Origin of the sequence: Roseomonas sp. CECT 9278, assembly GCF_918698155.1 — a bacterium.
Taxonomy (GTDB): Bacteria; Pseudomonadota; Alphaproteobacteria; order Acetobacterales; family Acetobacteraceae; genus Neoroseomonas.
In genome coordinates, this window is the sequence record NZ_CAKKLX010000037.1 from 23,150 (window position 1) to 49,552 (window position 26,403).

The window sequence follows — 26,403 nt, forward strand, 5'->3', positions numbered from 1 at the left end:
TCCCGGCCCGCGGTTCAGTACATCAGCTGCTTGTCGAGCACGTTGCGCATCCCGCCGACATCGCCATCCAGCCAGCACCGCAGATTGTGCAGGAAGATCCCGGTGATGCGCGCATTCTCGCTCGGCGCCGTGCTGGCCGAATGCGGGCTGATGAGCACGTTCGGCATATCCCACAGCGGGCTGCCCGCCGGAAGGGGCTCCACCTCCGCGACGTCGAGCGCGGCGAAGCCGAGATGCCCACGGCGCAGCGCATCGACCAGAGCGGGCTCGTCCACCACCTGGCCGCGCGCGATGTTGACCAGGATGGCGCCTGGCTTCAGTGCGGCCAAGGCCTCGGCATCGATGATCCGCTCCGTCTGCGGCGTGTGCGGGACGGTCAGCACCAGTGCATCGGCGCGCGCCAGTGCGGCGCGGAGCGCGGTGCCCGGCAGGACCTCGTCGAACAGGTGAGCGTGGTCGCGCGCCTTCGCGGCGTCGCGCGCCACCGCCACGACATGCATCTCGAGCGCCTTCGCGACCTTCGCCGTGCCGCGCGCGAGGTCGCCGCCCCCGAGGATCACCATCGTCTTGCCCGCGACCTCGTCGGTGCAGTAGCGCTGCCACCGATGGGCGCGCTGCTCGGCCTGGAGGAAGGCCAGGCCGCGCCAATGCGCCAGCAGGGCCATGAAGACGAATTCGGCCAGCGGCCGCGCATGGACGCCGCGGGCGGTGGTCATCAGGATGTCGCGGCGGTCGAGGCCGAGCCGCTGCGCCTGCTGCCCGATGCCGGTGCTGGTGCCCTGGATCCAGCGCAGCCCGTCCATGATGGCGAGGTCCTCGGCGTCGGGAATGTCCCAGGAGATCGTCGCCTGCCGGGCGAGGTCCTGCCAGCGCGCGCGCTGTGCCGACGTGCGGGTGAAGGGGCCGCCCTTGTGGTCATTGCGGTAGCGCGTGGGCGGCAGCAGGTCGGGCGCGTAAAGCACCTCGATGCGCGCGGGATCCATGGCGCGGATGCGGGCGACGTATTCCTCCTCGAGCGGCGAGGAGATGAAGACCGTCTCCTTCATCGCGCCGCCTCCGCCATCGCTGATGTCGCGCCTTCCCGAATCTCTTGCAGTCTCGCTCATTTGCGCATTCCCCAACCGTTCCAACGACAGGCGACATTACGCGCCGGATCGTTGTGGGTGAGCAACTTCGATGGGGCAATTCCAGCGCCAGCGAACGCCGAAGGCGGCACGACGCTGCCCACGACCGAGTCACGGATCAGCTCAGCACCAGGCTCCGCCGCGATGGCCCGCTAATATTCCGGCTCGATCACGCGAAGGGGGCTGGTCATCCGCGATCGTCCCCGATTTTCTGTTGCATGCAATCTGAACGGCCTTATTCCCATGCATGGGTTGAATCGGGATTCTCGAAGGCCGAAGCAGACCGCATCACAGCCGGTTTGTCCCGTGCTGGCGCCGCCGGGCACTGAAACGCGTATCGTATCGTCTGCAGCGTGATCACACGGCGCCAAATGCGAAGGCCATGCATTGCCATGGCTGCCCGGTTGACCATACGTCTTTCCAGGGACTGAACCATGTCTCCCTCCGATCCGCTCTACGGGACCCAATGGCATCTCAAGCTGATCGGGAACATCGAGACCATCTGGAACGAGTACGACGGAAAGGGCGTCACCGTCGGCGTCTATGATGACGGGGTCGAGGCCGGGCACCCGGACCTGGCCCCCAACTACGACGCCAGCCTTCACCTCCTGGACGACCTGGGCAACGCGCTGCCGCCGGTGCCGGTCGCTGTCCGGGACGGGCACGGCACAGCCGTCGCGGGCATCATCGGGGCCGCGAAGAACGGGATCGGCGGCGTCGGCGTGGCCTGGGGCGTCACGCTGACCGGCGTCAATATCGACTACAACGACACCGGCCTCTACGGGTCGATCAGCGCGGCCGACATCACCGGCTTCCGGCACCTGGTCCACCAGGGCGCTGCCTTCGACATCGCGTCGAACAGCTGGGGCGCCACGCCGCTCTACCAGTCCTATCAAAGCCTCGCGGGTGGCGACTTCGACGATTATGTCGAGCAGAGCTATGGCGACATCTCGGCCATCGGCCGTGGCGGGCTTGGCACCATCATCGTGATGTCGGCGGGCAATGACGACCTCGATGCCAACGGCACGGGCCTGAACGCGAGCCGGTTCACCATCACCGTCGCCGCGACCGAGCCCGACGGCATGGCGTCAAGCTATTCCAACTTCGGCGCCAGCATCCTGGTCGCGGCGCCCGCTGCTGACGTGACGACCGACCTTTCCGGTGACGAGCGCCATCCGCTGGATGAGGTGCTGGTCGACAGCTATGCCGCCCCCAGCTTCGTCGACATCGACAATGACGGCGACATCGACGCCGTGCTGGGCACGATGGGTGGCGCCCTGCGGACCTACGTCAACAACGATGGTGTCTTCGCCGAAGCGACCGGGGCGGCCAATCCCTTCGGCGCCCTGGACTTCGAAGGACACAGTTCCCCGAGCTTCGGCGACGTCGACAATGACGGCGACCTGGATGCGGTGGTGGGCGATGTGTCCGGCGCGCTGCGGACATTCATCAACACGGCCGGCGTATTCACCGAAGTGACCGGGGCGTCCAATCCCTTCGACGGGCTGGGGGTCAACAGCTACAGCAGCCCCAGCCTGGCCGACATCGACGGTGACGGCGACATCGACGCCGTGGTGGGGAACCTCGACGGCACGCTGACCACCTTCATCAACAACGCTGGTGACTTCACCGAATTGACCGGGGCCGCCAACCCCTTCGACGGGGTGAACATCGGCCCCGTCAGCGTCCCGAGCTTCGTCGACCTCGACGGCGATGGCATGATGGACCTGGTGGTGGGGTCGGAAGACGGCAGGCTGCGGTTGTTTCAGAACGGTGGCACGGGCGTCTTCACCGAACTGACCGGGGCCGCCAATCCCTTCGCCGCAGTTCTTGTCCCGCGCTACAGCAAGCCGGGCTTCGGCGACATCGACGGCGACGGCGACATCGATGCGATCGTCGGCGATTGGAACGGCGCGCTGTACGGCTATCTCAACGACGGCACAGGCGTCTTCACCGAGCAGGTCCGGCGCGGTTTTGACGCCACCGGCTACACCGAACGCTTCGGCGGCACGTCGGCCGCGGCGCCGATCGTGTCCGGGGTTGTCGCGCTGATGCTGGAGGCCAATCCGGGGCTGGGCTGGCGCGACGTGCAGGACATCCTGGCGGCCTCGGCCACGCTGACCGGCAGCGCGTTCGGCGCGGGGCCTTCGTCGGTCGAGGACGGCACCTGGCAGGCCAATGGCGCCGCCACCTGGAACGGCGGCGGGTACCACCTGCATGCCAACTACGGCTACGGCATGGTCAATGCCTACAATGCGGTGCGCATGGCCGAGGTCTGGAACCTGTTCGGCGCGGCCGAGACCAGCGCCAACGAGGTGTCGGTGCAGTCGGGCCTGAACGACTTTGCCGATACGGTGGTGCCCGAGGGCGCGGGCAGTTTCTCCACGACCTTCACCATCGCGGGTGATGTGGAGATCGACCATGTCGCGCTGCACCTTGATTTCGAGTCGGAAGGCATTGGCGATCTGCAGGTGGAACTGACCTCGGCCAGTGGCACGGTCATTCGTGCAGCGGTGCCGAGCCCTTACGATCAGGGCCCGGATGCAGCCGGGGAATGGATCTATGGGATCGAGGGGTTCCGCGGTGAGCTGTCGGCCGGCACCTGGACGCTGACCGTCACCGACCCGCTCCTCGACTTCACCACCACCGTCCGGTCGGCCGCGCTCGACATCTACGGTTCGGTGCTGTCGGCCCGCGATGTCTATCACTTCACCGACGAGTATCTGACGATGCGCGGGCTGGAGGGCGGCCGCGGCACGATCGGTGACGCGAATGGTGGCATCGACTGGCTGGACTTCGCCGCCGTGACCGGATCGATCGCCATCGACCTCGCTGTCGGTCGGGTCGTGGGCGTGGGCGGAGTCGTCTGGTCCACCCTGTCGGGCGCCTTCGAGAATGCAGTGACCGGCGACGGCAATGACACCCTGACCGGCACGGCCGTGGGCAACGTGCTGAGCGGCATGCGCGGCGATGACTCGCTCCTCGGCAATGGCGGCGCCGATACCCTGCATGGCCAGGCCGGCAACGACACGCTGGACGGCGGCCTCGGCAACGACACGATGATCGGCGGCGGTGGCCACGACATCTATGTCGTGAATGCGCCGGGCGACCGGGTCTTCGAGACCGCGACGACCGCCAGCCTGGTCGACGCGGGTGGCATCGACACGGTGCAGAGCGCGGTGAGCTTCAACCTGGACGCCAATGCCACGGTGCGCTTCGTCGAGCGCCTGATGCTGACCGGAACGGCCGACATCAACGGCACCGGCAATGGGCTGGCCAATATCCTGACCGGCAATGCGGGGAACAACCTGCTGAAGGGCGGCCTCGGCAACGACACGCTGAACGGCGGCGCGGGCGGCGACACGCTCGACGGCGGCGCGGGCACCGAACGGCTGGTCGGCGGCCTGGGCGACGACGTCTACATGCTGGATGCCACTGCCGATGTGGTGGTCGAATTCGCCAACCAGGGCATCGACACGATCCGCACCGCGCGCGCCGCGCTCACCCTCGCGGCCAATCTCGAGAACATCGCCGCGATCGGCGCCACGGCCCATGCCTTCACCGGCAATACCCTCGCCAATGCGCTGACCGGCGCGGCGGGGGCGGACACGTTGAACGGCGGTGCGGGCAACGACACACTCGATGGCGGGCTCGGCAGTGACCGTCTGGCGGGCAGCATCGGCGACGACCTCTATCTCACCTCGGCCGCGACCGACGTGGTGGTGGAGCTGCTGAACCAGGGCACCGATACGGTGCTCACCACCAGTGCGGCCTATACGCTCGGCCTCGATGTCGAGCACCTGACGGCGGCCAATGCCATTGCCCATGCGCTGACTGGCAATGCCGCCGCCAACCGCATCACCGGCAATGCCCTGGCGGATACGCTGACCGGCGCGGCCGGCAACGATACGCTGGATGGCGGGGCCGGCATCGACCGGCTGGTCGGCGGCCTCAACAACGACCTCTATATCGCCACCGCCGGCGACGTGGTGGTGGAAGCCGCGAACCAGGGCGTCGACACCGTGCGTGCGATGACCGGCACCGCCTTCAGCCTGAACGTGGCGAGCAGCGTCGGCGTCGAACACCTGGTGCTCGCCGGCGCGACGCTGCTGGCCGGCACCGGCAATGCGCTGGGCAACGCCATCACCGGCAATGCCGCCGCGAATACGCTGACGGGCCTCAACGGCCATGACAGCCTGATGGGCGAAGGCGGCGCGGATACGCTGGTCGGTGGCCTCGGCCGCGATACCATGGCGGGCGGGGCTGGCGCCGACCGCTTCCGCTTCGATGCGACGGCCGAGAGCACGCTCGCGCTGCCCGACCTCATCACCGACTTCACGCAGGGGCAGGACCGCATCGACCTGCGCGGCATCGACGGCAACCTGGCCGCGGCGCTGACCTACGTGGCCGGCGCGCCGGTCGCGGCGGGGCAGGTCGGCGTGGTCGCGACCGGCGCCAATGCCTGGCGCGTGCTGGTCGACCTCAACGGCGGGGGGCCGGATGCGGCGATCGACGTGATCAGCGCGACCGGCCCGGCGGCCAACTGGTTCCTGTTGTAGCGGTGGGCGAGTGCGAAGCAGGCGGCAGCCCTGAGCATGTGGCGCAGCATCGCAACGGGCGGAGTTCGGCGATCGACGGCCGCACCGCGCGGCATGCGGGCCATGCGACCAGCCAGGTGATCCGCAAGCGGATCGAGGAAGTGTTCGACTGGGGCAAGGAGGTGGCGGGGCTGCGCCGGATGCGGCTGAGCGGCCCAGCCCGCGCGGGCTGGGCGTTCAGGCTGCGTGTCTCGGCCGACAAGCTGGTGCTGTTGCCCAAGCTGCCGGGTGCTGCGGCAGGATCACGCCCGGACGCTGGCCGGCGTGGGTCGATGGCGGCGGAACATCAGCGATGATCGGCCGAGCCCCAGGAAACAGGCCCATCTGGCTGGGAACTTCCGCAGCCTGCCAAGGCGTTGTAGTGAGCCGTAGCGAACGGAAACGTCGCTAGGGCGGAGTTGCGAAGCTCCCAGGCCAGCGCGCGGCAGGCTTGGCGCCATGTGGCCGACCAGTTCCGTCCCCGCTGGCCGAAGCTCGGGGTGCTCATGGATGACAGCGAAGACGACGTGCTGGCCTACATGGCGTTTCCGGCGCAGCACAGGACCAAGCTCCACTCCGTGAACACGCTCGAGCGGCTGAACAAGGGGGTGAAGCGCCGCGCCGACGTGGTCGGCATCTTTCTCTCCGAAGCCTCCATCACCCGCCTCATCGGCGCTGTCCTGCTCGAGGCCAATGATGAATGGCAGATGCAGCACCGCTACATGGGCGTCGAGGCCATGGGCGACATGCTCAACCCGCCACCCGCCAACGAGACCCTGCAACTTCCACCCAAGGCCGCCTGAGCCGTGGCCACCTCAAGCCCATCAGCGTTTTCCACCACGTTGACGGACGTGACCGTGTGCACTGTGCGCGCCCCCCGGTCACCGGGCTTGCCCGGCAGCAGGTCGCGCATCGCCAACCACGGCCGGTCCGTCGGTTCGTATCGCTTCACCATCGCCGCGCGGTTCCCACCCCGAATCGCTCCGCGATGAATCACACCCCCCCGTAGCCGCTTCAAGCCAATGTCGATTCAGCCTGGTCCAGCGCCGTCAGCCGCGGCGGTCGCCCAACGCCGCCAGGATCGCCGTGGCGACGCTTCCTTCGAGAAGCGCCGCGGTCGCCATCGGCAGGCGGCGACGCCAGTTGGGGCGTTCGCGGTCGGTGCCGGGCAGGTTCACGCCGATGGTTTCGGCGGCAAGGTCCTCCGCCTGCACCAGCATCATCCGGCTTGGCGCCGTGCAGACCCAGCGATGGATCGCGGCGGCCGTCGCCGGGCCGAAACCGTCGGGCGGCACGCCGCAGGATTCGGCCAGCACGATACGTTCGTGCGCGCGTTGCGCCATCGCGGCGGACGCCGCCATCGGTGCGAGCAGCCCCAGCGCGGCGCGTTCGTCGATGTCGGCGCCCTGCCACCAGCCCGCCAGTGTCGCGAGGTCGTGCGTCGAGACGCACGCCGCGGCCAATGCGGGCCAGTCGGTGGGCGCCCGGAAGCCGCTTCCCTCGCGTTCGAACCACAGCACGCTGTAGGCCAGCACGCGCGCTGCCGCGAGCCGATCGGCGAAGCCTTCCGGCACCGTGCCCAGCGCCTCACCCACCACGGCGCACCGCGCGGCGCGGCTTTCCCGCGCCAGCGTGCCGAGCATCCCGGGGCCGTCGAAGTGCAGGTAGCAGCCCTCGCTGGCCGGTGCGCCGTCCGGCACGACGAACAGGCGTTCGAGCCCCATCGCGTGGTCGAGCCGAAGCGCGCGCGCGTGCCGCATGTTGGCGCGCAGCAAGGCCGCGAAGCCTTCATGTCCGCATGCTTCCGAGACATGCGGATGCGGCACCGGCAGGCCCCAGACCTGGCCATCGGCCGAGAAGGGGTCGGGCGGTGCGCCGATCGAGAAACCGCGCAGCACGGCGCCTGGCTGCGACCAGACTTCCGCGCCATCGGGCGCGGCGCCCACGGCGAGGTCGCGATACAGCCCCGGCCCCACGCCCGCCGCCGCTGCCAATTGCCGGTCGCACATCCATTGCAACGCGATGTGGAAGCGGATCGCCTCGGCCGAGGCAGCGCGGAAAGCCGCCATGCCGGTATCCGCGGGATGCGCATGGCCTGCCGGCCAGCCGCGCGGGCCGTAGCGTTCGGAGAGCGCGGCGAAGGTGGCGAAACCCTCGAGCGCGGCACCGCCCTCGGCGCGGAAGGCGGCGAGCGCGGCGTGGTTTGGCGGCAGCGCCGCGACAGCGTCGACCAACACGTCCCGCTTGGCTGCCCAGGCGGCCGGGTAGTCGACCAGCGCGCCCTTGCGCAACGCGGCGAAGACGTCGGCATGGCGGTCGAGCGCGGCGCGCACCGCGGGCGCGTCACCGACCTCGGGCAAGGCCGTCACATCGAGCATCACAGGTTCGAGGAAGCGCCGATCGGAGGGCTGATAGGGGCTGGCGCGATCGCGCTCCACCGGCATCAGCGCATGCGGAGGGCTCAGCCCGACCAGCGCAGCGCCGGTGGCGGCGGCGCTGCGCGCGAGAATCGCAAGCGCGGTGTAGTCGCCGATCCCCTGGTCGTGATCATGGCGCAGCGCGAAGGCCTGCGCCGCAATGCCGAAGCGGCGGCCGTCCGGCGCATCATGGCACTGGCCTGGCGGCGCGGCGGCACGACGCGGCGCGGCGCGGCGCCGCGCCAGGCTGTCGCGCGCCTGGGTCGCGGTTTCGGCCGGCAGGCCGAGCGCCGCGAGCAGCACCCGCAGCGTGCCCTCCGGCACCGCGTGGTGCGTCCCGGCGATATCGTGCCATGCGGTCGAGACGCCGGCGGCCGAAGCGAGCTCCGTCAGAAGCGCGGGATCGGCAGCGTCGCGTGCGCGCGTCGCGCGCGGTGTCGCGGCAAACCAAGCGACGGAGCGCGGCGCGATCTGCACCGTCTCAGCGACATCGCCGTCGCGGTGCGGATCGGCGCTGTCGGCCAGGAGCCGCCAGGTGCCGGCGGGCAGATGCAGCGTCGCGGCGGCGTCGGCGCCATGCAGGACGATCATCGCTTGGCTCCCCGCATCCTGCAGCAGCATCGCGACGCTGCGTGCCGCGGGCGCGGTCCAGTCGGCCTCGGTCATCGGCGTGCCGTCGAGCCGCAGCCAGCGCAGATCCGCCTGGCCGGTGGCATCGGGGGCGCCGGTCAGCGGTGCGGTGCCGCAAAGCGCCGGGTGGCTTCGCCGTGCCGCCACCAGTCGCGCGGTGAAATCGACCAGCGCCTGGTCGGTGCCGGTCCAATCGAACCAGGATACTGCGGTGTCCTGGCACCACGCATTGTTGTTGCCGCCCTGGCTGCGCCCGGCCTCGTCGCCCATCGAGAGCATCGGCGTGCCGCGCGCGGCGAGCAGCGTCGCCAGCAATGCGCGCAGATCGGCCTGGCGGCGCGCCATGATGGCGGGGTCGTCGGTCGCGCCTTCGACACCATGGTTCCATGACAGGTTGTTGTCCGAACCGTCGCGATTGCCTTCGCCATTGGCGGCGTTGTGCTTGCGCGTGTGGCTGACCAGGTCGGCCAGGGTGAAGCCGTCATGCGCGGTGACGAAGTTGATGCTGTCGCTCGCCGGGCGCGTGCCGAAAATGTCGCGTGACCCGGCGATGCGCGTCGCGGCATCGCCCAGGCTGCCGGGATCGCCGCGCCAGAAGCGGCGCACGCCGTCGCGGAAGCGATCATTCCATTCGCCCCAGCCCGGCGCGAAGGCCCCGAGGCGATGGCCGTGGTGCCCGACATCCCACGGCTCCGCGATGATCCAGCGATCGCGCAGCAGCGGGTCCTGGCGCATCGCCTGGAGCAGCGGCGCATCGGGATCGAAGCCCTCCGCGCGGCGCCCGAGCGTGGTCGCGAGGTCGAGCCGCAGCCCCGCCAGCCCGGCCTGCCCGACCCAATGGCGCATCGCATCCATCGCGAGGCGCAGCGGCCAGGGACGATCGAGCGCCAGGGCATGGCCGCAGCCGGTGTCGTTGACGTAGCGCCCCTGCGCATCGGTGCGATACCACGCGGCATCGCCGAGGCCGCGCAGCGACAGCGTCGGGCCTTGCGCATCGCCCTCGCCCGAATGGTTCAGCACGACATCGAGGATCACGCCGATGCCGGCATCGGCCAGCGCGGCGACGGCGGCGCGCACCTCCGCCATGCCGCCCGGCGCCAGGCGCGGGTCGGGCGCCAGCCAGGCCACCGGATTGTAGGCCCAGTGGTTGGTCAGGCCGAGCGGCGCGAGTTGCCGTTCATCCGCCCAGGCCGCCGCAGGCATGAGCTCGACATGCGTGACGCCGAGCCGCGTCAGATGCGCGATTGCCGCGGGATGCGCGAGGCCGGCGAAGGTGCCGCGGATCGCTGCGGGAATATCGGGATGCGTGCGCGTGAAGCCACGCACATGCAGTTCGTAGATCACGCGCGCGCCGTTGCAGGACGGTGGCGCTGGCGCGGGCGGCAGGGGCGCCGTCAGCACGGCCTTCGGCACCGCGCTCGCGCTGTCGGTCCCGGGCGCGAACAGCGCGGGGTTCGTCGCGAAGGCCCGGTCGATCCTGCGCGCCCATGGGTCGAGCAGCAGCTTCGCCGGATCGAAGCGCAGCGCCGCGGGACCATGCGCGCGCAGCCCGTAGCGCGCGCCCTCGGCCAGGGCGGGCAGCCGGCCATGGAACACATCGCCCGTGCGCCCCGGCAGGCGCCAGCGCGCGACCTCCCGGGCACCGGCGGCATCGAAGGCGCAGAGATCGATCGCCTCCGCGCCTGGCGCCGGGATGGCGATGGTCGCGCCGCGATCCGTCAGATGGACGCCGAGCGGTTCCGCCGCGCCGTCATCCATGCCGCGACGCCAGCCTCTCCAGCACCGCCGCATAGCGCGCGGCGGAGGGGCCCCAGGAAACATCCGTCGCCATCCCGCGCCCCTGCATCCCACGCCATGTCGGCGCATCGCGATAGAGCGCGAGGGCGCGGCGGAACCCCGCGGCCAGCGCATCGGCGCGCCCGGCCGCGACCTGGATGCCGGTTGCGCAGGCCGCCGCCAGCGCCATCGGGCTGGCATCGATCACCGTGTCGGCAAGCCCACCGGTGCGCGCCACCACCGGCACCGCGCCGTAGCGCAGCGCCGCGAGCTGCGCGAGCCCGCAGGGTTCGAAGCGCGAGGGCACGACCAGCATGTCGGCACCGCCATAGGCCAGCCGTGCGAGCCCCTCGTCGAAGCCGATGAAGGCGCCGGCGCGTCCTTCATGCGCGGCGGCAAAGCCGCGGCAGGCGTGTTCGAGCGGCGCGTCGCCCGATCCCAGCAGCGCGAGCTGCGCGCCGCCCTGCATCAGCACCGGCGCTGCCTCCAGCAACAGGTCCGCGCCCTTCTGCCAGGCCAGCCGCCCCACGAAGGCGAACAGCGGTGCGGCGGCATCCACCGCCAACCCGAAGCGGGCCTGCAGGGCGGCCTTGTTCGCCGCGCGCGGTGCCGGATCGTCGGCGGAGAAGGTCGCCGCCAGCGCGGCATCGCGTGCCGGATCCCAGTCCGTCACATCGAGGCCGTTGAGGATTCCATGGAGGTCGCCGGCGCGCCCGCGCAGCAAACCGTCGAGGCCCATGCCGCCCTCGGGCGTGAGGATCTCCTCGGCGTAGCTTGGCGAGACGGTGTTGATGGCATCGGCGAACCACAGACCTGCCTTCAGGAAGCCGATCGCGCCGTAGTATTCCAGGCCCTCGCGCGCAAAGGCGGCGTCGGGCAGGCCGAGCGCCGGGAATACCGCGGCCGGGAACTTCCCCTGGTAGGCCATGTTGTGGATGGTGAACAGGCAGGGGATGCGCCGCGGCGCGAAGCGCAGATAGGCCGGCGCCAGCCCCGCCTGCCAGTCATGGGCGTGCAGCACGTCGGCGCGCATCGCCTGGGCCAGCAGCGCACCGGCCCGCCCGAGCGCCGCGAAGCGGATCGCGGTGTCGCCCCATTCACCGCCGCCGGGTGCGGCATACGGCCCCCCGGGGCGATCGAACAGATGCGGCGCATCCAACGCCATCATGCCCGGCGCGCCTGGCGATTCCAGGATGCGCGCCGGGCGCCCGAACAGGTCCGGCAGGTCCAGCACGACCCTGCCCTTCGCGAAGGCAGCACCGACCGCGCGGTACTGGGGCAGCAGTGTGGTGACCTGCACGCCCTGTGCCGCCAGCGCCTTCGGCAGCGCGCCGACCGCATCCGCCAGCCCGCCCGTCTTGATCAGCGGATAGGCTTCCGACGCGACGGCAAGCACCTTCATCCGAGGCGGTCGATCATCGGCTGGGTGATCAGGCAGACGCCGGCCTCGGTACGGCGGAAGCGTGCCTCGTCGGCTTCGGGGTCCTCGCCGACGATGAGGCCCGGCGGGATGCGCACGCCGCGGTCGACCACCACCTTCGTGAGCCGCGCGCCGCGCCCGATATCGACATTCGGCAGCACCACGGCGCCATCCAGCGCGGCGTAGGAATGCACATGCGTGCCCGTCGAGAGCAGCGAATGCCGCACCAGCGCGCCGGAGACGATGCAGCCGCCGGAGATCAGCGAGGAGATCGCCTCGCCGCGCCGACCGTCGATGTCGTGTACGAACTTGGCCGGCGGCGTGACCTCGGCATGGGTCCAGATCGGCCAGGCGCGGTCATACAGGTCGAGATCCGGCACGATCTCCGTGAGGTCGGTATTGGCCTGCCAATAGGCATCCACCGTCCCGACATCACGCCAGTAGAGCGATGCCTCGGCACCGGAGCGCACGCAGGATTTCTCGAAGCGATGCGCGAAGGCGCGGCCGTGCTTCACGATATGGGGGATCAGGTCCTTGCCGAAATCATGGGTCGATCCCGGTGCATCGTGGTCGCGGTGCAACTGCTCGGACAGGAAGCGCGTGTCGAAGACGTAGATGCCCATCGACGCCAGCGCCTTGTCCGGCTCGCCGGGAATCCCGGGTGGATCGGCGGGCTTCTCGACGAAGTCGGTGATGCGGTCGGTGCCGTCCACATGCATCACGCCGAAGCCGGTGGCTTCCATCCGCGGCAGCACGAAGCAGCCGACCGTGACATCGGCGCCGGTGGCGACGTGCTGCGCCAGCATCACCTCGTAGTCCATCTTGTAGATGTGGTCGCCCGCCAGGATGACCATGAAGCGCGGCGCGTAATCCTCGATGATGTCGAGGTTCTGGAACACAGCGTCCGCCGTGCCGAGGTACCACGACCGTTCATCGACGCGCTGGCTGGCGGGCAGGATGTCGAAGGTCTCGTTGCGTTCCGGGCGCAGGAAGTTCCAGCCGCGCTGGAGGTGGCGGATCAGGCTGTGCGCCTTGTACTGCGTGGCGACGGCGATGCGCCGGATGCCGGAATTCAGCGCGTTGGACAATGAGAAGTCGATGATGCGCGACTTGCCGCCGAAGAACACCGCGGGCTTGGCGCGCCGGTCCGTCAGTTCCTGCAGGCGGGACCCGCGACCGCCGGCGAGCACATAGGCCATCGCCTGGCGCGCATAGGGCGGGCCGATCGGGGCGCGGTGGTCCGACATGGTCTCTCCCTTTGCTCGGCCGGCATCATGCCCTGTCCGGGGCGTCGCGGGAAACCGGTTCGAGATACAACGCACCGAGCGGCGGCAGGTCGATGCAGGCCGAGGCCGGCAGGCCGTGGCAGGGCTGGTCCGTCGCCGTCACCACACCGGCCGCGCCGGCACCGCTGCCGCCGAGTTCGGTCGCATCGGTGTTGAGCAGCACGCGCCATTCGCCCGCTGCCGGCAGCCCGATCCGCCAGCCCGGCCGCGGCACCGGCGTGAAGTTGCACACCACCGCCACTGGCTTGCCGCCGGCACCATCGAAGCGCAGCCACGAGAACACCGAATGCGCCGCGTCGTCCGCGTCGATCCAGCGGAAACCCTCGGGTTCGCAGTCGCGGGCGTGCAGCGCCGGATGGCCGCGATGCAACGCATTCAACCGCCGCACCAGGTCCTGCACGCCGCGATGCGGCGCGTGCGGCAGCAGCCACCAGTCGCATTCGCGTGTCTCGGACCATTCGCGCCAGGGGGCGAATTCCTGCCCCATGAACAGCAGCTTCTTGCCGGGATGGCCCCACATGAAGGCGTAGTAGCAGCGCAGCGTGGCGAAGCGTTGCCAGTCGTCGCCCGGCAGCCGGCCGAGCAGCGTGCCCTTGCCGTGCACCACCTCGTCATGGCTGAGCGGCAGGATGAAGGCCTCGTTCCACGCATACATCAGGCCGAAGGTGACCAGGTCGTGGTGGTGCGCGCGGTGGATGGGGTCGTGTGCCACGTAGCGCAGCGTGTCGTTCATCCAGCCCATGTTCCATTTGAACCGGAACCCGAGCCCCGCCGGCTGGGTGGTGGGCGCCGTCACGCCACCCCAGGCGGAGGCTTCCTCGGCGGCGGTGATGGCGCCGGGTGCGTCGCGCGCGATCACGTCGCTGGCCTGCTTCAGGAAGGCGACGGCGTCGCGGTTGACGTTGCTGCCGTCCTCGTTCGGCGCCCAGCCATCCGGCGCGCGATCGTAGTCCAGGTACAGCATGGCCGAGACGGCATCCACGCGCAGCCCGTCCGCATGGTAGCGCCCGAGCCAGAACAGCGCGTTGGCGGCAAGGAAGGCCGCGACTTCGCGCCGCCCGAAATCGAAGACCGCGGTGCCCCAGCCCGGCAGGAAGCCGCGCCGCGGGTCGGCATGTTCATACAGCGGCCCGCCGTCGAACCGCGCGAGCCCCTGGGCATCGACCGGGAAATGCGCCGGCACCCAATCGAGCAGCACCCCGATTCCCGCCGCATGCGCACGGTCGATGAAGCGCGCCAGCCCTTCCGGCGGCCCGTGCCGCGCGGTCACCGCATAGAGCCCGAGCGGCTGGTAGCCCCAGGAGGCATCGAGCGGATGCTCGCTGACCGGCATGAATTCCACATGCGTGAAGCCGAGGTCGGTCACGTAGGGGATCAGCGCATCCGCCAGCTCGTCCCAGGTGTAGAACCGCCCATCCGGATGGCGACGCCAGGACCCGGCATGGACCTCGTAGATCGCCATCGGTTCGCGCCGCGCGTCCCGGTCGGCGCGCGCCGCCATCCACGCCTGGTCGGACCAGGCGAAGCGGTCGGTGCGCGCGACGATGGAGGCGCTGGCCGGCCGCAGTTCCGCCGCGAAGCCGACCGGGTCGGCCTTCAGCGGGCACAGCACGCCGTCACGGCCCAGGATCTCGTATTTGTAGCGCGCGCCCTCCGTCACGCCGGGCAGGAAGATCTCCCACAGGCCCGAATCGACGCGCTTGCGCAGCGGATGGCGCCGCCCGTCCCAGGCATTGAAATCACCGACCACCGAGACGCGAAGCGCCGCCGGCGCCCAGACCGCGAAGCGCACGCCCCGCGTGCCCTCATGCGTGCAGGGATGCGCGCCGAGGCGATCGAAGAGCCGCGCATGTGTACCCTCGACCAGCAGATGGTCATCGAGCGGGCCGAGCGTGGGGCCGAAGGCATAGGGATCGTCGAATTCCCATGTGGCGGCGCCGCGCGTCGCGCGCAGCCGGTAGGCGAAGGGCAGCGTGGCGCCCGCGATGAAGCCTTCGAAAAAGCCTGCGTCATCACGGCGTTCGAGCGACACGCCGGCGGCGCTCAGCCCCTCCGCGCCCGGCACGAAGGCGCGGAGCACGACGCCACCGGGCACCGCATGCGGGCCGAGCAGCGCGAAGGGATCGGCGTGGCGGGCGGCGAGGAGGTCGGCGATCGCGTCGGCTTCCGCCCGCCATCCGGTCATGTCGCCACCGGCACGCCCCAGATCTCGCTGGCGTAGTCCGCGATCGACCGGTCGGAGGAGAACCACCCCATCCCCGCCGTGTTCAACACCGCGGTGCGCCGCCAGGCATCCTGGTCGCGATACAGCGTCGCCGCCCGTTGCTGCGCGGCGCAATAGGCATCGAAATCGGCGGCCACCATGAACCAGTCCTCGGCGCGCAGCGATGCCACAAGCTCGGCATAGCGGCCGTGATCGTCGGGCGAGAAGACGCCGCCGCCGATCGCCGCCAGCACTTCGGCCAGCGTGTCGGAGGCGGCCTCGGCCTGCGCGCCGCGCCAGCCGGCGTCGCGCCGCTGCGTCACTTCCTCGGCCGACAGGCCGAACAGGAACATGTTCTGCGCGCCGATATGCTCCGCCATCTCGACCGTCGCGCCGTCCAGCGTGCCGATGGTCAGCGCGCCGTTCAGCGCCAGCTTCATGTTGCCGGTGCCCGACGCCTCCATGCCGGCGGTCGAGATCTGCTCGGACAGGTCGGCCGCCGGCACGATCACCTCGGCGGCGGAGACGTTGTAGTTCGGCAGGAAGGCCACCTTCAGCAGGCCGCGCACCGAGGGGTCGCGGTTGATCACGCGCGCCACGTCGCAGGCCAGCTTGATGATCAGCTTGGCGCGGTGGTAGCCCGGCGCGGCCTTGCCGGCGAAGACCTTCACCACCGGCGTCCAGTCGCGCATCGGCTGCGCGCGCATCGATTCGTACAGCGCCACCGTCTGCAGGATGTTCAGCAGCTGCCGCTTGTATTCGTGGATGCGCTTGATCTGGACATCGAACAGCGCGGCCGGGTCGACACGCACGCCGGCCTGTTCGCGCAACAGCGTCGCCAACGCCTCCTTGTTGGCGCGCTTCACCGCCGCGAAGCGGCCCTGGAAGGCGCCATCGCCCGCGAGGTCGCGCAGTTGCGCCAGCAGGTCCGGGGCATCGAGCACCCGCGGGCCCAGCGCATCGACCAGCAGGTCGGTCAGCCCCGGATTGCACTGCATCAGCCAGCGGCGGAAGGAGATGCCGTTGGTCTTGTTGACGATGCGGTCGGGATACAGCGCGTTGAAGTCGCGGAACACCGTCTGACGCATCAACCCGGTATGCAGCGCCGAGACACCATTCACCTTGTGCGACCCCACGAAGGCCAGGTTGCCCATGCGCACGCGCCGGCCGTGATCCTCCCCGATCAGCGACACCGAGGCGAGCAGCCGGTCGTCGCCCGGATGCGCCGCGCGCACCGCATCCAGATGCGCGGCGTTGATGCGATAGATGATCTGCATGTGCCGCGGCAGCAGCCGTTCCATCAGCGGCACCGGCCAGGATTCCAGCGCCTCGGGCAGCAGGGTGTGGTTGGTGTAGGATATCGCGCCGCGGGTGATCGCCCAGGCTTCCGCCCATTCGACACCGTGCTCGTCGACCAGCAGGCGCATCAACTCGGCCACGGCGATGGCAGGATGCGTGTCGTTCAACTGGATCGACACGCGCTCGGCGAGCGTCGCGACGCTGCCGGCCTGGCGGATCTGCCGACGCACCAGGTCCTGCAGCGCGGCCGAGGTGAAGAAGTACTCCTGCCGCAGCCGCAATTCCTGCCCCGCCGGGCTGTCATCCGACGGGTAGAGCACCTTCGAGATCGATTCCGCGCGCACCTGCTCGGCCAGCGCGCCATGGTGGTCGCCGCGGTTGAAGGCATCGAGGCGCAGCGGGTCGGGGGCACGCGCCCGCCACAACCGCAGCAGGTTCACATGCCGCCCGCGCCAGCCGACCACCGGCGTGTCATAGGCCACCGCATCGACCCATTCGCCGGGGCTCCAACGCAGGCGCTCATGGCCGTCGGGCAGCGCCTCGGCGGTCACCTCGCCGCCGAAGCCGATGCGGTGACGGATCTCGGGGCGCGCGAATTCCCAGGGGTTGCCGAAGGACAGCCAGTCCTCGGGGAATTCCTGCTGCCAGCCGTCGCGCAGGATCTGCCGGAACAGCCCGTGATCGTAGCGGATGCCGTAGCCGAAGGCGGGGATGGCGAGGGACGACATGCTCTCGAGGAAGCAGGCCGCCAGCCGCCCGAGCCCGCCATTGCCCAGCGCCGCATCCGGTTCCGCGAGCCGTGCCTGGTCGATGGTGACGCCGAGCTCCGCCAGCGCGCTGCGCAGTTCCCCGGCCAGGCCGAGATTGCCGACATTCTCCCGCAGCAGCCGCCCGATCAGGAATTCGAGCGAGAGGTAGTAGACATGCTTGCCTTCCTTGCCGCGGCTCTCCTGCATCTGCACCAGGAAACGCTCGACCACCTGGTCGCGCACCGCGAGCGCGGTCGCCATGAACCAGTCGCGGTCGCGCGCCTCCGCCGGCGGCTTGCCGAGCGTGTAGGTCAGCTTGCGCAGGATGAGGTCGCGCAGCGCCAGGGTCGGATGGGCGGCGGGAAGGCTGGCGGTGGTGTTCAGGGGAGGCTCTCCGGGGGAACGGCAGGGAACGGCCGAGCCTACCAGAGGCGCAGCGCCGTCCAAAGCACATGCAGCATCGTGCCCAGCAGGATCACGGCACGGTAAACATCGCGTGCATGGCGCGCGCCGCGGCTGCGTTGACACTCCCTGCCGCGCGCGCCACCACTGGCGGCGCGCTCGCGCCTGAATGCGGCGCCGGACCTTTGCGACCCGGGACAGCGATGCAGCTTCTCCATCAGACCGCGCCACGCCCATGATCCGCATCGAGGCGTGCGAAGGCGGCGTCCGCCTGCTCCGGCTCGACCGGCCGCAGAAGCGCAACGCGATGGATGGCGCGATGGTGGCGGCGTTGCTGGCCGCGCTGCGCGATGCCGGCGCGGACCCCAGCGTGGCCGCGGTCGTGCTGGCGGGCGCGCAGGGCAGCTTCTCCGCGGGCGCCGACCTTGCGGAGATGAAGCAGCTCGCGGCCGACCCTGCCGCACGCCAGGCGCGGTCGGCGCTGACCGTTGCGCTGATGGACGCGCCGGCACAACTGCCCAAGCCCGTCGTCGCGGCGGTGCAGGGGGCGGCGATGGGTGCCGGCGCTTCGCTGGCCTTGGCCTGCGATGCCGTGGCGATGGCCGAGGATGCGCGCCTCGCCTGGCCGGAGGCGAAGCACGCCATGTTGCCGCGCCTCGTGGCGCCCGTGCTGCTGCGCCACCTTGGTCCCAAGGCATCCTTCGACCTGCTCGCCACCGGGCGTGCCGTGGGCGCGGCGGAGGCGCTCGCGCTCGGCCTCGCCACCCGCATCGTGCCGGCGGCGCTGGTCGAGGCCGAGGCCCGCGCGATGGCCGCGGCCGCCGCGCTGCTGCGGCCCGACGACATGGCCGAGCTCAAGCGCATGGTGCATGCATGAAGCCGCTCGAAGGCATCCGCATCCTCGACCTGTCGCGCGTGCTGGCCTGTCCCTTCGCGTCGATGATCCTGGCCGAGCTCGGTGCCGAGGTGACCAAGGTCGAGCAACCCGGCAGCGGCGATGAGACGCGCAGCTTCGAACCCTTCGCCGAAGGGCCGGGCGGGTCGGTCAGCGGCTACTTCATGTCGTGCAACCGGTCGAAGCGGTCGGTCACGGTGAACCTGCGTCATGCCGAGGGCCAGGCCATCATCCGCGGCCTGGCCGCGCAGGCCGATGTGCTGCTGGAGAACTTCCCCGTCGGCACGCTGAAGCGCCGCGGCCTCGACTGGCCGTCGCTGCAGGGGGTCAATCCGCGGCTGGTGTACCTGTCCTGCACCGGCTTCGGGCAGACCGGTCCCTATGCGAAGCGCAAGGGCTACGACACCGTCTTCCAGGCGATGGGCGGGCTGATGAGCCTGACCGGCGAACGCGGCGGCGGCCCTGTGAAGCCGGGGCTGCCGGTGGCGGACCTGACCTCCGGCCTGTGGGTCGCGATCGCGGTGCTGACGGCGCTGCGCGGGCGCGACGCGACCGGGCAGGGGGGCTTCGTCGACTTCTCCATGCTGGATGGCCAGGTCAGCCTGCTGACCATCGCCGCCGCGCGCTGGTTCGCGCTGGCCGAGGTGCCGCCGCGCCTGGGCACCGAGCACCCCGGCCGCGTGCCGACCGCGAGCTTCCGCTGCCGTGACGGCCGCTTCCTGCACATCACCTGTTCCGACCAGCATTGGGCGCCGCTGTGCCGCGCGCTGCAGCTCGATGCGCTGGGCGCCGATGCCGGCCTCGCCGCCAATGCCGGGCGCGTCGCGCGCCGGGCCGAGGTGATGGACGCGCTCACCGCCGCCATGGCCACGCTGACGCGCGCCGAGGCGGTGGCGGCGCTGGATGCGCAGGACGTGCCGAACGGCCCGGTCCTGGCGCTCGATGAGGTGCTGGCCGACGAGCATGTCGCGGCGCGCGGCATGGTCGCGCGCGTCGCGCACCCGGTGCTGGGCGACTTCCCCGCCCTGCCGGTGCCGCTGCGCTTCGACGGCTGGGACCAACCGGTGGCGGGCCGCCCGCCGCTGCTCGGCGAACACACGGACGAGATCCTGCGCGACCGGCTCGGCTACGACGCCGCGCGCATCGCGTCCTTGCGGGAGGCAGGCGCGATATGACCGAAGCGGCGCTCTACGCCATCGCCGATGACGGCGTGGCGACGCTCACGCTCAACCGGCCGGAGGCGCGCAACGCGCTCAACACCGCGCTGTGCGAGACGCTGCTGGGCGCCACGCGCCGTGCGGTGGCCGATGGCGCGAAGCTGCTGCTGATCCGCGCCCGCGGCCCGGTCTTCTGCGCCGGCGCCGACCTCAAGGAACGCCAGGGCATGGGCGACGACGCGATCCGCGCGCGGCGCCTCAAGGCCTTCGCCGCCTATGACGCCATCGAGCGCCTGCCGATGCCGGTGGTTGCCGTGGTCGAAGGCCCGGCGGTGGGGTCGGGCGTCGAGATCGCCGCCGCTGCCGATTTCATCATCGCGACGCCCGCCGCGAGCTTCCGCACGCCCGAGGCGCTGTGGGGCACGGTCGGCGCCACGCAGCGCCTGCCGCGCGTGCTGGGCAAGCGGCTCGCGAAGGACATGATGTTCACCGGGCGCACGCTGACGGCGGATGACGCGCTGGCGGCCGGGCTGGTCTCGCGCATCGTCGTGCCCGAGGCGCTGGAAGGCGCCGTTGCCGCCATCGCCGCCACCATCGCGAAGGCGCCGCCCGCCGCGCTGGCGCTGGCCAAGCGGTGCATCGACGAAGGGCTGGAACGCGACCCGCGCGGCGCGCTCGCGACCGAACTCATGGCGATCGAGGAAAGCCTGGCCGCCGCCGAATGGCGCCGCGCCATGGCCGGCTTCGGGGACCGCTGATGGACATCGCGCGCCTCTGCCCCCTGACCACCGAGGACGCGCTGCAGCGCGCCGTGGCCTTGGCGCCGGATGTGGAGGCGATCGTCTCGCCCGAGGGCCGCGTGACCTTCGCCGAACTGGCCGACCGGGTCGCGCGCATCCGCGCCGCGCTGGTCGCGGCCGGCGTGGCGCGCGGCGACCATGTCGGCATCTGCCTGGGCAACGGCCCCCGCTGGGTGGCGTTGTTCCTCGCCATCGGGTCGATCGGCGCTGTCGCGGTGCCGGTCAACACGCGCTTCAAGGCGGATGAACTCGCCTATGGGCTGCGCCAGTCGCGCGTGCGGCTGCTGTTCCTGGGCGCGCGCGTGCTGAAGGTGGATTTCCTGGCGATGCTGCGCGGCATCTGCCCGGGCATCGATGCCGCGCTGCCCGATCCCGCGCTGCCCGACCTCGCGCAGGTCGTGGTGCTGGATGATGCCGCCCCGCCGGCTGGCACCACCGCCTGGGACGCCTTCCTCACGGCCGGCACGCAGGCCGCCCCGGCCACCTGCACGCCCGATGACGCGCTGCTGATCCAGTACACCTCCGGCACCACATCCTTCCCCAAGGGGGTGATGCTGGCGCATCGCAGCATGTGCGCGAATGGCTTCGTCTCCGGCGGGCGGATGGGGCTGCGGATCGCCGACCGCTTCCACAGCGCGCGGCCCTTCTTCCATGTCGCGGGCACCACGCTGTCCATCCTGTCCTGCCTGCAGCACGCGACCACGCTGGTCACCATGGACCGCTTCGAACCGGGCGAGGCGCTGCGCCTGATGGAAGCGGAACGCTGCACGCATTTCTCCGGCAACGACACCATGGCGCTGATGCTGCTGAACCACCCGGACCGCGCGCAGCGGCGGCTGGCGCTGCGCGGCGCCTGGGCGGCGGCGTCGCCGGCCATCGTGCGGCGCATCATCGACGAACTCGGCGCGCGCGACTGCGTGGTCGGCTACGGGCTGTCGGAGGCCTCGCCCAATGTCGCGCAGTCCTGCTGGTGGGAAGCCGAGGAGGTGCGCGTATCGGCCCGCATGCGCCCGCAGCCGGGCATCGACATCCGCATCCGCGACATCGCCACCGGCCGCGACTGCGCGCCGGGCGAAGCCGGCGAGATCCTGGTGCGCGGCTGGTCCGTGATGAAGGGCTATTTCGACAAGCCGGCGGAGACCGCCGCCGCGCTCGACCCCAATGGCTGGCTGTCCACCGGCGACATCGGCCGGCTCGGTGCCGATGGCCGCCTGGAATTCACCGGCCGTGCCAAGGAGATCATCCGCGTCGGCGGCGAGAACGTGGCACCGAGCGAGGTCGAGGACATCCTCCATCGCCACCCCGCCATCCGCCAGGCCGTGGTGGTCGGCGTGCCCGATCCGCGGCTGATGGAAGTGCCCTGCGCCTTCGTGATCCTGAACGATGGCGTGACCGCGACCGACGCCGAACTCCTGGCCTGGGCGCGCGACCGCATGGCCGGCTTCAAGCTGCCGCGCCACCTGGTCCTGGTGGATGGCTTCGAGGCGATCGGCATGACGGCCAGCGCGAAGGTCCAGCGCAAGCCGCTCGCCGCCCATGCGGCAAAGCTGCTGGGGCTCGGCTGAACGCTACTCCACCGGGATGCGCGCGGCGGCGACCAGCGCCTTCCATTGCGGCACCTCGCGCGCCACGCGCGCGGCCAGCGGCGCCGGGCCGTCCAGCAGCAATGCGGCGCCGGATGCCGTCATCTGCTCCGCCAGCCGGTTGCCGCTGCGCTGCGGCGCGAGCTCGCGGGCGATCCGCTCCACCACCTCGGCCGGCGTGCCGCGCGGCGCGAAGATGCCGTACCAGATCGACATGGCGTAGTCCGGCACCAGCTCCGCGATCGCCGGCACATCCGGCAGCACCGGGCTGCGCGTGGCGGATGTCACGGCGATCGCGCGCAGCCGCCCGTCGCGCACATGGCGCAGCGTCTCGATCAGCCCGGTCACCAGCAGGTCGGTGTCGCCGGCATAGAGCGCATTCACCGCCTGGCCCGCGCCGCGATAGGGCACGTGCAGCAGGTCGATCCCGGCCCGCACCTTCAGCAATTCCCCGCCCAGATGCGTGGTCGACCCCGCCCCGGACGAGCCGAAGGAGAAATGCCCCGGCCGCGCCCGCGCCTGGGCCAGCAGGTCCGCCAGGTCGCGCACCGGCCAGTCGGTGCGCGCCAGCAGCGCCATCGGCGCATCCGACACCATGCTGACCGGCACCAGGTCCTGCTGCGGATCGAAGCCCGGGTTGCGCATCAGCGCCGGCAGGATCACCACCGAGGAGGTGGTGAATAGCAGCGTATGCCCGTCATTCGCCGCCAGCACGGCCTGGATGCCCAGCGCCCCGCCCGCACCCGGCCGCGCTTCCACCAGCACCGGCTGCCCCAGCGTCTGCGTCAGGCGTTCGGCCAGGAAGCGCGCCGGCAATTCGACCGGCCCGCCGGCCGCGAAGGGAATGATGAAGCGCACCGGGCGCGTGGGCCAGGCTTGCGCGCGCGCAGCACCGGGCAAGGTGGCCAGGCCCGCCGCGGCGACGAGCACGCCGCGGCGCGTGGTGCGCATTCGTGTCATGTCCTGGCGTCTCCGGTTTTGCCGAAGGCTCGCGAAGCCCAGCCGGCGTGTCAACGCCACGCATGCGCTTGCCGCCCCGCCGGGCGCGACGTCTACTGGCGCGCATCGGCGCGATCCGCCTTGACGGGCCACGCCGCAAACGGTCTTTCGAACACCTGATCCACCGCATCGGCGATCCCGCCGGCGCGGACCAGCGCAAGGCAACGGAAGCGATCCATGTCCCCCGATATCCTCGCCCAGCTCGCGCCGCACGGCGTGCTTCGCGCCGGCATCAACCTCGGCAATTTCCTGCTGGTGACCGGGCGGGACGAACATGGCAGCCCCGAGGGCGTCGCCCCTGACTTGGCGCGCGCGGTGGCCGAACGGCTCGGCGTGCCGGTGCGCTTCGTGCCCTATCCGCGGCCCGGCACGCTGGCCGATGCGGCCGGCACCGATGCCTGGGATATCGGCCTGATCGGCGCCGAGCCCCAGCGCGCCGAGACCATCGCCTTCACCGCCGCCTATGCCGAGATCGAGGCGACCTACCTAGTGCCTGCGGGGTCCCCGATCACCACGCTGGCCGAGGTCGATCGCCCCGGCATCCGCATCGCGAGCACCGCGCGCGCCGCCTATGACCTCTGGCTCGACCGCAACATCCACCAGGCCACGCTGCTGCGTGCGGAGAGCATCGACGGCGCGCTCGAGATCTTCACCGGCCAAGGGCTGGAGGCACTGGCCGGGCTGCGCCCGCGCCTGCTGGCCGATGCCGCGGCGCTGCCGGGCGCGCGCATCCTCGATGGCCAGTTCATGTCGGTGCAGCAGGCGGTCGGCACGAAGCGCGCCAATGTCGCCGGCGCCGAATTCCTGCGCGGCTTCGTCGAGGAAGCCAAGGCCTCGGGCCTGGTGGCCCGGCTGATCGCCAGGCACGGCGTGAAGGGCCTCTCGGTCGCCCCGCCGGGCTGACGGTCAGTCCAGGCCCCAGTGCATCCGCAGCGCCGCGGCCGCCTGGCGCAGAGTCAGCTCCGCGGCGGGGATCATCCGCCCCATGCCCAGATAGGCGTGCATCTGGTCGGCCACATGCAGGTGCGTCACATGCACGCCTTCCTCGTCGAGCCGCCGCGCATATTCGCGGCCTTCGTCGAGCAGCGGGTCGTGGCCGCAGGTCATCACGAAGGCCGGCGGCGTGCCGGCCAGGCTGGCGGCACGCAGCGGGGAGGCGCGCCAGTCGATCCGCTGCGCGCGGTCCGGCGCGTAGTGGTCGATGAACCACTGCATGCCCTTCGACGTCAGCGGATACCCCTCGGTGAAGCGTTGCGCCGAGGGCGTGTTCCCGGCCATGTCGGTGGCGGGGTACAGCAGCATCTGGAAGCACGGCGCCGGCACGCTGCCATCCCGCCCCATCAGCGCCAGCACGGCGGCAAGGTTGCCGCCCGCGCTGTCGCCGCCCACCGCGATGCGCGCCGGGTCGATCATCAGGCGCGCGGCCTCGGCCGCGACGAAGCGCAGCGCGGCCACGGCATCCTCCACCGCGGCGGGGAATCGCGCCTCGGGTGCCAGCCGGTAGTCCACCGCGATGACCGCGGCGCCCAGGTGGTTCGCCAGGCTGCGGCACAGCTGGTCGTGGCTGTCGAGGTCGCCGATCACCCACCCCCCGCCATGCAGGTAGAGCAGGCAGGGCAGCACCGCGCCGTCCGGCGTGCCGCGGCCGCGATACTGGCGCAGCCGCACCGGGCCGGCCGGCCCGGGGCAGGACAGGTCGGCCACCATCGCGACCTCGGGCGGGTCGGGCTGCAGGATCGGCCGCGCCGCGGTATTGCCGGCGCGTGCCTCGTCGGGGGTGAGCTCGTGCAGCGGCGGCCGGCCGAAGGACCGGATCAGGTCGAGGACACGCTGCGCGCCGGGATCGAGAGGCATGGGGCATCCTGCGTCCGGTGGGACGCCGCGACGATGCGCGCCCCCTCCAGCGCGTTTACGATGCCGCGTGGCGGCGCTGCAATTGGTCGAGGATGCGCGCCGTCGCCTCGGCCCGCGTGATGTGGTCCAGGGCGGCGATCTCCCCGGCCAGGCGGTCCATCGCCTGTTCGAACAGCACGCGCTCGCCGGTCGGCTGGTCGGGCCGGCCGGCATGGCGGCCGAGGTCGCGCAGCACTTCCGCGACCGTGACCGGGTCGCCGGAATTGACCTTGGCGGCCAGCTCGACCGCGCGGCGCGCCCAGATCACGCGGCTGCTGCGCGGTGCCGCGGCCAGCACCGTCATCACGCTGTCCAGCGTTTCGCGTGCCATCGGGCGGCGCAGGCCGTTGCGCTGCGCCTTGGCGAGCGGCACGCGCAGCGTCATGCGGCGCTCCGCGAAGAACAGCCGCAGGAATTCGAGGCGCGTGCCGTCGAATTCATCGGCATCGACGCCATCGAACTGGCCCACCCCATGGGCGGGATGCACCAGCGCGTCGCCGACCGCGAGCAGGCCGGCCAGGCCGCTGACGGCCAGGGCGGGCGGGAGCGTGGCGGATGGGGCGGTGTTCTGCACGCAGATGCCTCCTGAGCCTGATCGCTGCGACGGCGGGCTGCCATCGCGGTGCCGCCGATGGCGCAGACCATGGCGATCATGGCGTGCCGGAGCCTACGAAACCCTTCACGCGCGCGGTCGCAGGGAGGCATCGCGCCGGCGCCCTTGGGCAAGGCACGGCCATAGCCCGTTGTTTTCACGCGCATCTTCACCCGATCGGATGATTCCATCCGCGCGCGAACTGCGTTAGGCTGATGCCTCGGCCTTGACGCGTCCAGGCACCCGTCCCCCGCATTGGACGCGGGCGGGTTTCGGGCCCGCGAAGGCGAGGCGGGAACGCCGCGGGCGTGGCGGAATTGGCAGACGCAGCGGACTTAAAATCCGCTTCTGGCAACGGAGTGTCGGTTCGAACCCGACCGTCCGCATCCCACCATCCCCCGCCAGACGCGCCCCGCCGCGGCGCCACCACCCGACGGCAGCGACGCACCCGGTACCACGCAGCACGGCAGGCGCCGGTCGTGTCCCATCGCGTGGTGTAGGAGCGATGATCGCTGGCGGGTTGGGCCGCCGTGTCATGCTGTCACGGCGGACAGGCTGACATGGGGAGTGTCGCTGACGGCGCCGATGGTTTCCAGGGTCA

At 71.0% G+C, this 26,403-nt stretch carries 17 protein-coding genes, 1 tRNA gene and 1 pseudogene; 9 read left to right on the forward strand and 10 right to left on the reverse strand.

Features of this window, described 5'->3' with window-relative positions; translation table 11 throughout:
• Positions 1–14 precede the first annotated feature (14 nt).
• Positions 15–1,046 carry a D-2-hydroxyacid dehydrogenase gene (locus LQ222_RS19685; protein WP_230168550.1) on the reverse strand — a complete coding sequence of 344 codons (1,032 nt, stop codon included), beginning with the start codon at positions 1,044–1,046 and terminating at the stop codon, positions 15–17.
• 512 nt (positions 1,047–1,558) lie between these two features.
• Between LQ222_RS19685 and LQ222_RS19690 the strand changes: the two genes are divergently transcribed.
• The 3 genes and pseudogenes from LQ222_RS19690 to LQ222_RS19700 form a co-directional block, all read left to right on the forward strand.
• Entirely contained in the window at positions 1,559–5,683 is a 4,125-nt protein-coding gene (locus tag LQ222_RS19690) for a S8 family serine peptidase (RefSeq protein ID WP_230168551.1), read from the forward strand.
• A gap of 38 nt (positions 5,684–5,721) precedes the next feature.
• Positions 5,722–6,018, forward strand: a complete 297-nt coding sequence (locus tag LQ222_RS19695; protein WP_374202177.1) for a hypothetical protein — start codon at positions 5,722–5,724, stop codon at positions 6,016–6,018.
• 102 nt (positions 6,019–6,120) lie between these two features.
• Positions 6,121–6,504, forward strand: a pseudogene (locus LQ222_RS19700) (transposase); the annotation flags it as partial.
• A 246-nt stretch (positions 6,505–6,750) separates the two neighbouring features.
• Here the strand turns inward: LQ222_RS19700 and glgX are convergent.
• The 5 genes from glgX to LQ222_RS19725 are packed head-to-tail and all read right to left on the reverse strand — an operon-like array spanning position 6,751 to position 17,865.
• Positions 6,751–10,506, reverse strand: coding sequence for a glycogen debranching protein GlgX (gene glgX, locus LQ222_RS19705; RefSeq protein WP_230168552.1), 3,756 nt, complete (start codon positions 10,504–10,506; stop codon positions 6,751–6,753).
• Positions 10,499–11,926 (reverse strand): glycogen synthase GlgA, encoded by a 1,428-nt coding sequence (glgA, locus tag LQ222_RS19710; protein ID WP_230168553.1) that lies wholly within the window; start codon positions 11,924–11,926, stop codon positions 10,499–10,501. The genes glgX and glgA overlap by 8 nt, the downstream gene beginning before the upstream one ends.
• Complete coding sequence (glgC, locus tag LQ222_RS19715) at positions 11,923–13,191, reverse strand: glucose-1-phosphate adenylyltransferase (protein WP_230168554.1); 1,269 nt, start codon at positions 13,189–13,191, stop codon at positions 11,923–11,925. Before glgC ends, glgA begins: the two co-directional genes overlap by 4 nt.
• 25 nt (positions 13,192–13,216) lie before the next feature.
• Positions 13,217–15,415, reverse strand: coding sequence for a 1,4-alpha-glucan branching protein GlgB (glgB, locus tag LQ222_RS19720; protein WP_230168555.1), 2,199 nt, complete (start codon positions 15,413–15,415; stop codon positions 13,217–13,219).
• Entirely contained in the window at positions 15,412–17,865 is a 2,454-nt protein-coding gene (locus LQ222_RS19725; RefSeq protein ID WP_374202178.1) for a glycogen/starch/alpha-glucan phosphorylase, read from the reverse strand. The genes glgB and LQ222_RS19725 overlap by 4 nt, the downstream gene beginning before the upstream one ends.
• Before the next feature lie 253 nt (positions 17,866–18,118).
• Between LQ222_RS19725 and LQ222_RS19730 the strand changes: the two genes are divergently transcribed.
• The 4 genes from LQ222_RS19730 to LQ222_RS19745 are packed head-to-tail and all read left to right on the forward strand — an operon-like array spanning position 18,119 to position 22,300.
• On the forward strand, positions 18,119–18,760 hold the full coding sequence (locus LQ222_RS19730) for an enoyl-CoA hydratase/isomerase family protein (protein WP_230168556.1): 642 nt from the start codon (positions 18,119–18,121) through the stop codon (positions 18,758–18,760).
• Positions 18,757–19,953, forward strand: coding sequence for a CaiB/BaiF CoA-transferase family protein (locus LQ222_RS19735; RefSeq protein WP_230168557.1), 1,197 nt, complete (start codon positions 18,757–18,759; stop codon positions 19,951–19,953). Before LQ222_RS19730 ends, LQ222_RS19735 begins: the two co-directional genes overlap by 4 nt.
• Positions 19,950–20,693 (forward strand): enoyl-CoA hydratase/isomerase family protein, encoded by a 744-nt coding sequence (locus LQ222_RS19740; protein WP_230168558.1) that lies wholly within the window; start codon positions 19,950–19,952, stop codon positions 20,691–20,693. The genes LQ222_RS19735 and LQ222_RS19740 overlap by 4 nt, the downstream gene beginning before the upstream one ends.
• Positions 20,693–22,300: an AMP-binding protein gene (locus LQ222_RS19745; RefSeq protein WP_230168559.1), complete on the forward strand. Its 1,608-nt coding sequence runs from the start codon at positions 20,693–20,695 to the stop codon at positions 22,298–22,300. The genes LQ222_RS19740 and LQ222_RS19745 overlap by 1 nt, the downstream gene beginning before the upstream one ends.
• Before the next feature lie 3 nt (positions 22,301–22,303).
• On the opposite strand, the gene LQ222_RS19750 is transcribed toward LQ222_RS19745, so the two are convergent.
• Positions 22,304–23,278 carry a tripartite tricarboxylate transporter substrate binding protein gene (locus tag LQ222_RS19750; RefSeq protein WP_230168560.1) on the reverse strand — a complete coding sequence of 325 codons (975 nt, stop codon included), beginning with the start codon at positions 23,276–23,278 and terminating at the stop codon, positions 22,304–22,306.
• Between the two features lie 92 nt (positions 23,279–23,370).
• The gene (locus tag LQ222_RS26245; RefSeq protein WP_256444046.1) at positions 23,371–23,496 is read right to left on the reverse strand and encodes a hypothetical protein; all 126 of its coding nucleotides are present in this window, start codon (positions 23,494–23,496) and stop codon (positions 23,371–23,373) included.
• Between LQ222_RS26245 and LQ222_RS19755 the strand changes: the two genes are divergently transcribed.
• Entirely contained in the window at positions 23,495–24,220 is a 726-nt protein-coding gene (locus LQ222_RS19755) for an ABC transporter substrate-binding protein (RefSeq protein ID WP_230168561.1), read from the forward strand. The two genes, LQ222_RS26245 and LQ222_RS19755, sit on opposite strands and share 2 nt — an antisense overlap.
• Positions 24,221–24,223: 3 nt before the next feature.
• Here LQ222_RS19755 and LQ222_RS19760 read toward each other — a convergent pair whose 3' ends face one another.
• Together LQ222_RS19760 and LQ222_RS19765 are read right to left on the reverse strand one after the other, a co-directional pair.
• Positions 24,224–25,171 (reverse strand): alpha/beta hydrolase, encoded by a 948-nt coding sequence (locus LQ222_RS19760; RefSeq protein WP_230168562.1) that lies wholly within the window; start codon positions 25,169–25,171, stop codon positions 24,224–24,226.
• 55 nt (positions 25,172–25,226) lie between these two features.
• A complete protein-coding gene (locus tag LQ222_RS19765; RefSeq protein WP_230168563.1) occupies positions 25,227–25,784 on the reverse strand; it encodes a CarD family transcriptional regulator in 558 nt (185 codons plus the stop codon).
• A 320-nt stretch (positions 25,785–26,104) separates the two neighbouring features.
• Between LQ222_RS19765 and LQ222_RS19770 the strand changes: the two genes are divergently transcribed.
• A tRNA-Leu gene (locus LQ222_RS19770) sits at positions 26,105–26,188 on the forward strand.
• The last annotated feature ends 215 nt before the right edge of the window (positions 26,189–26,403 follow it).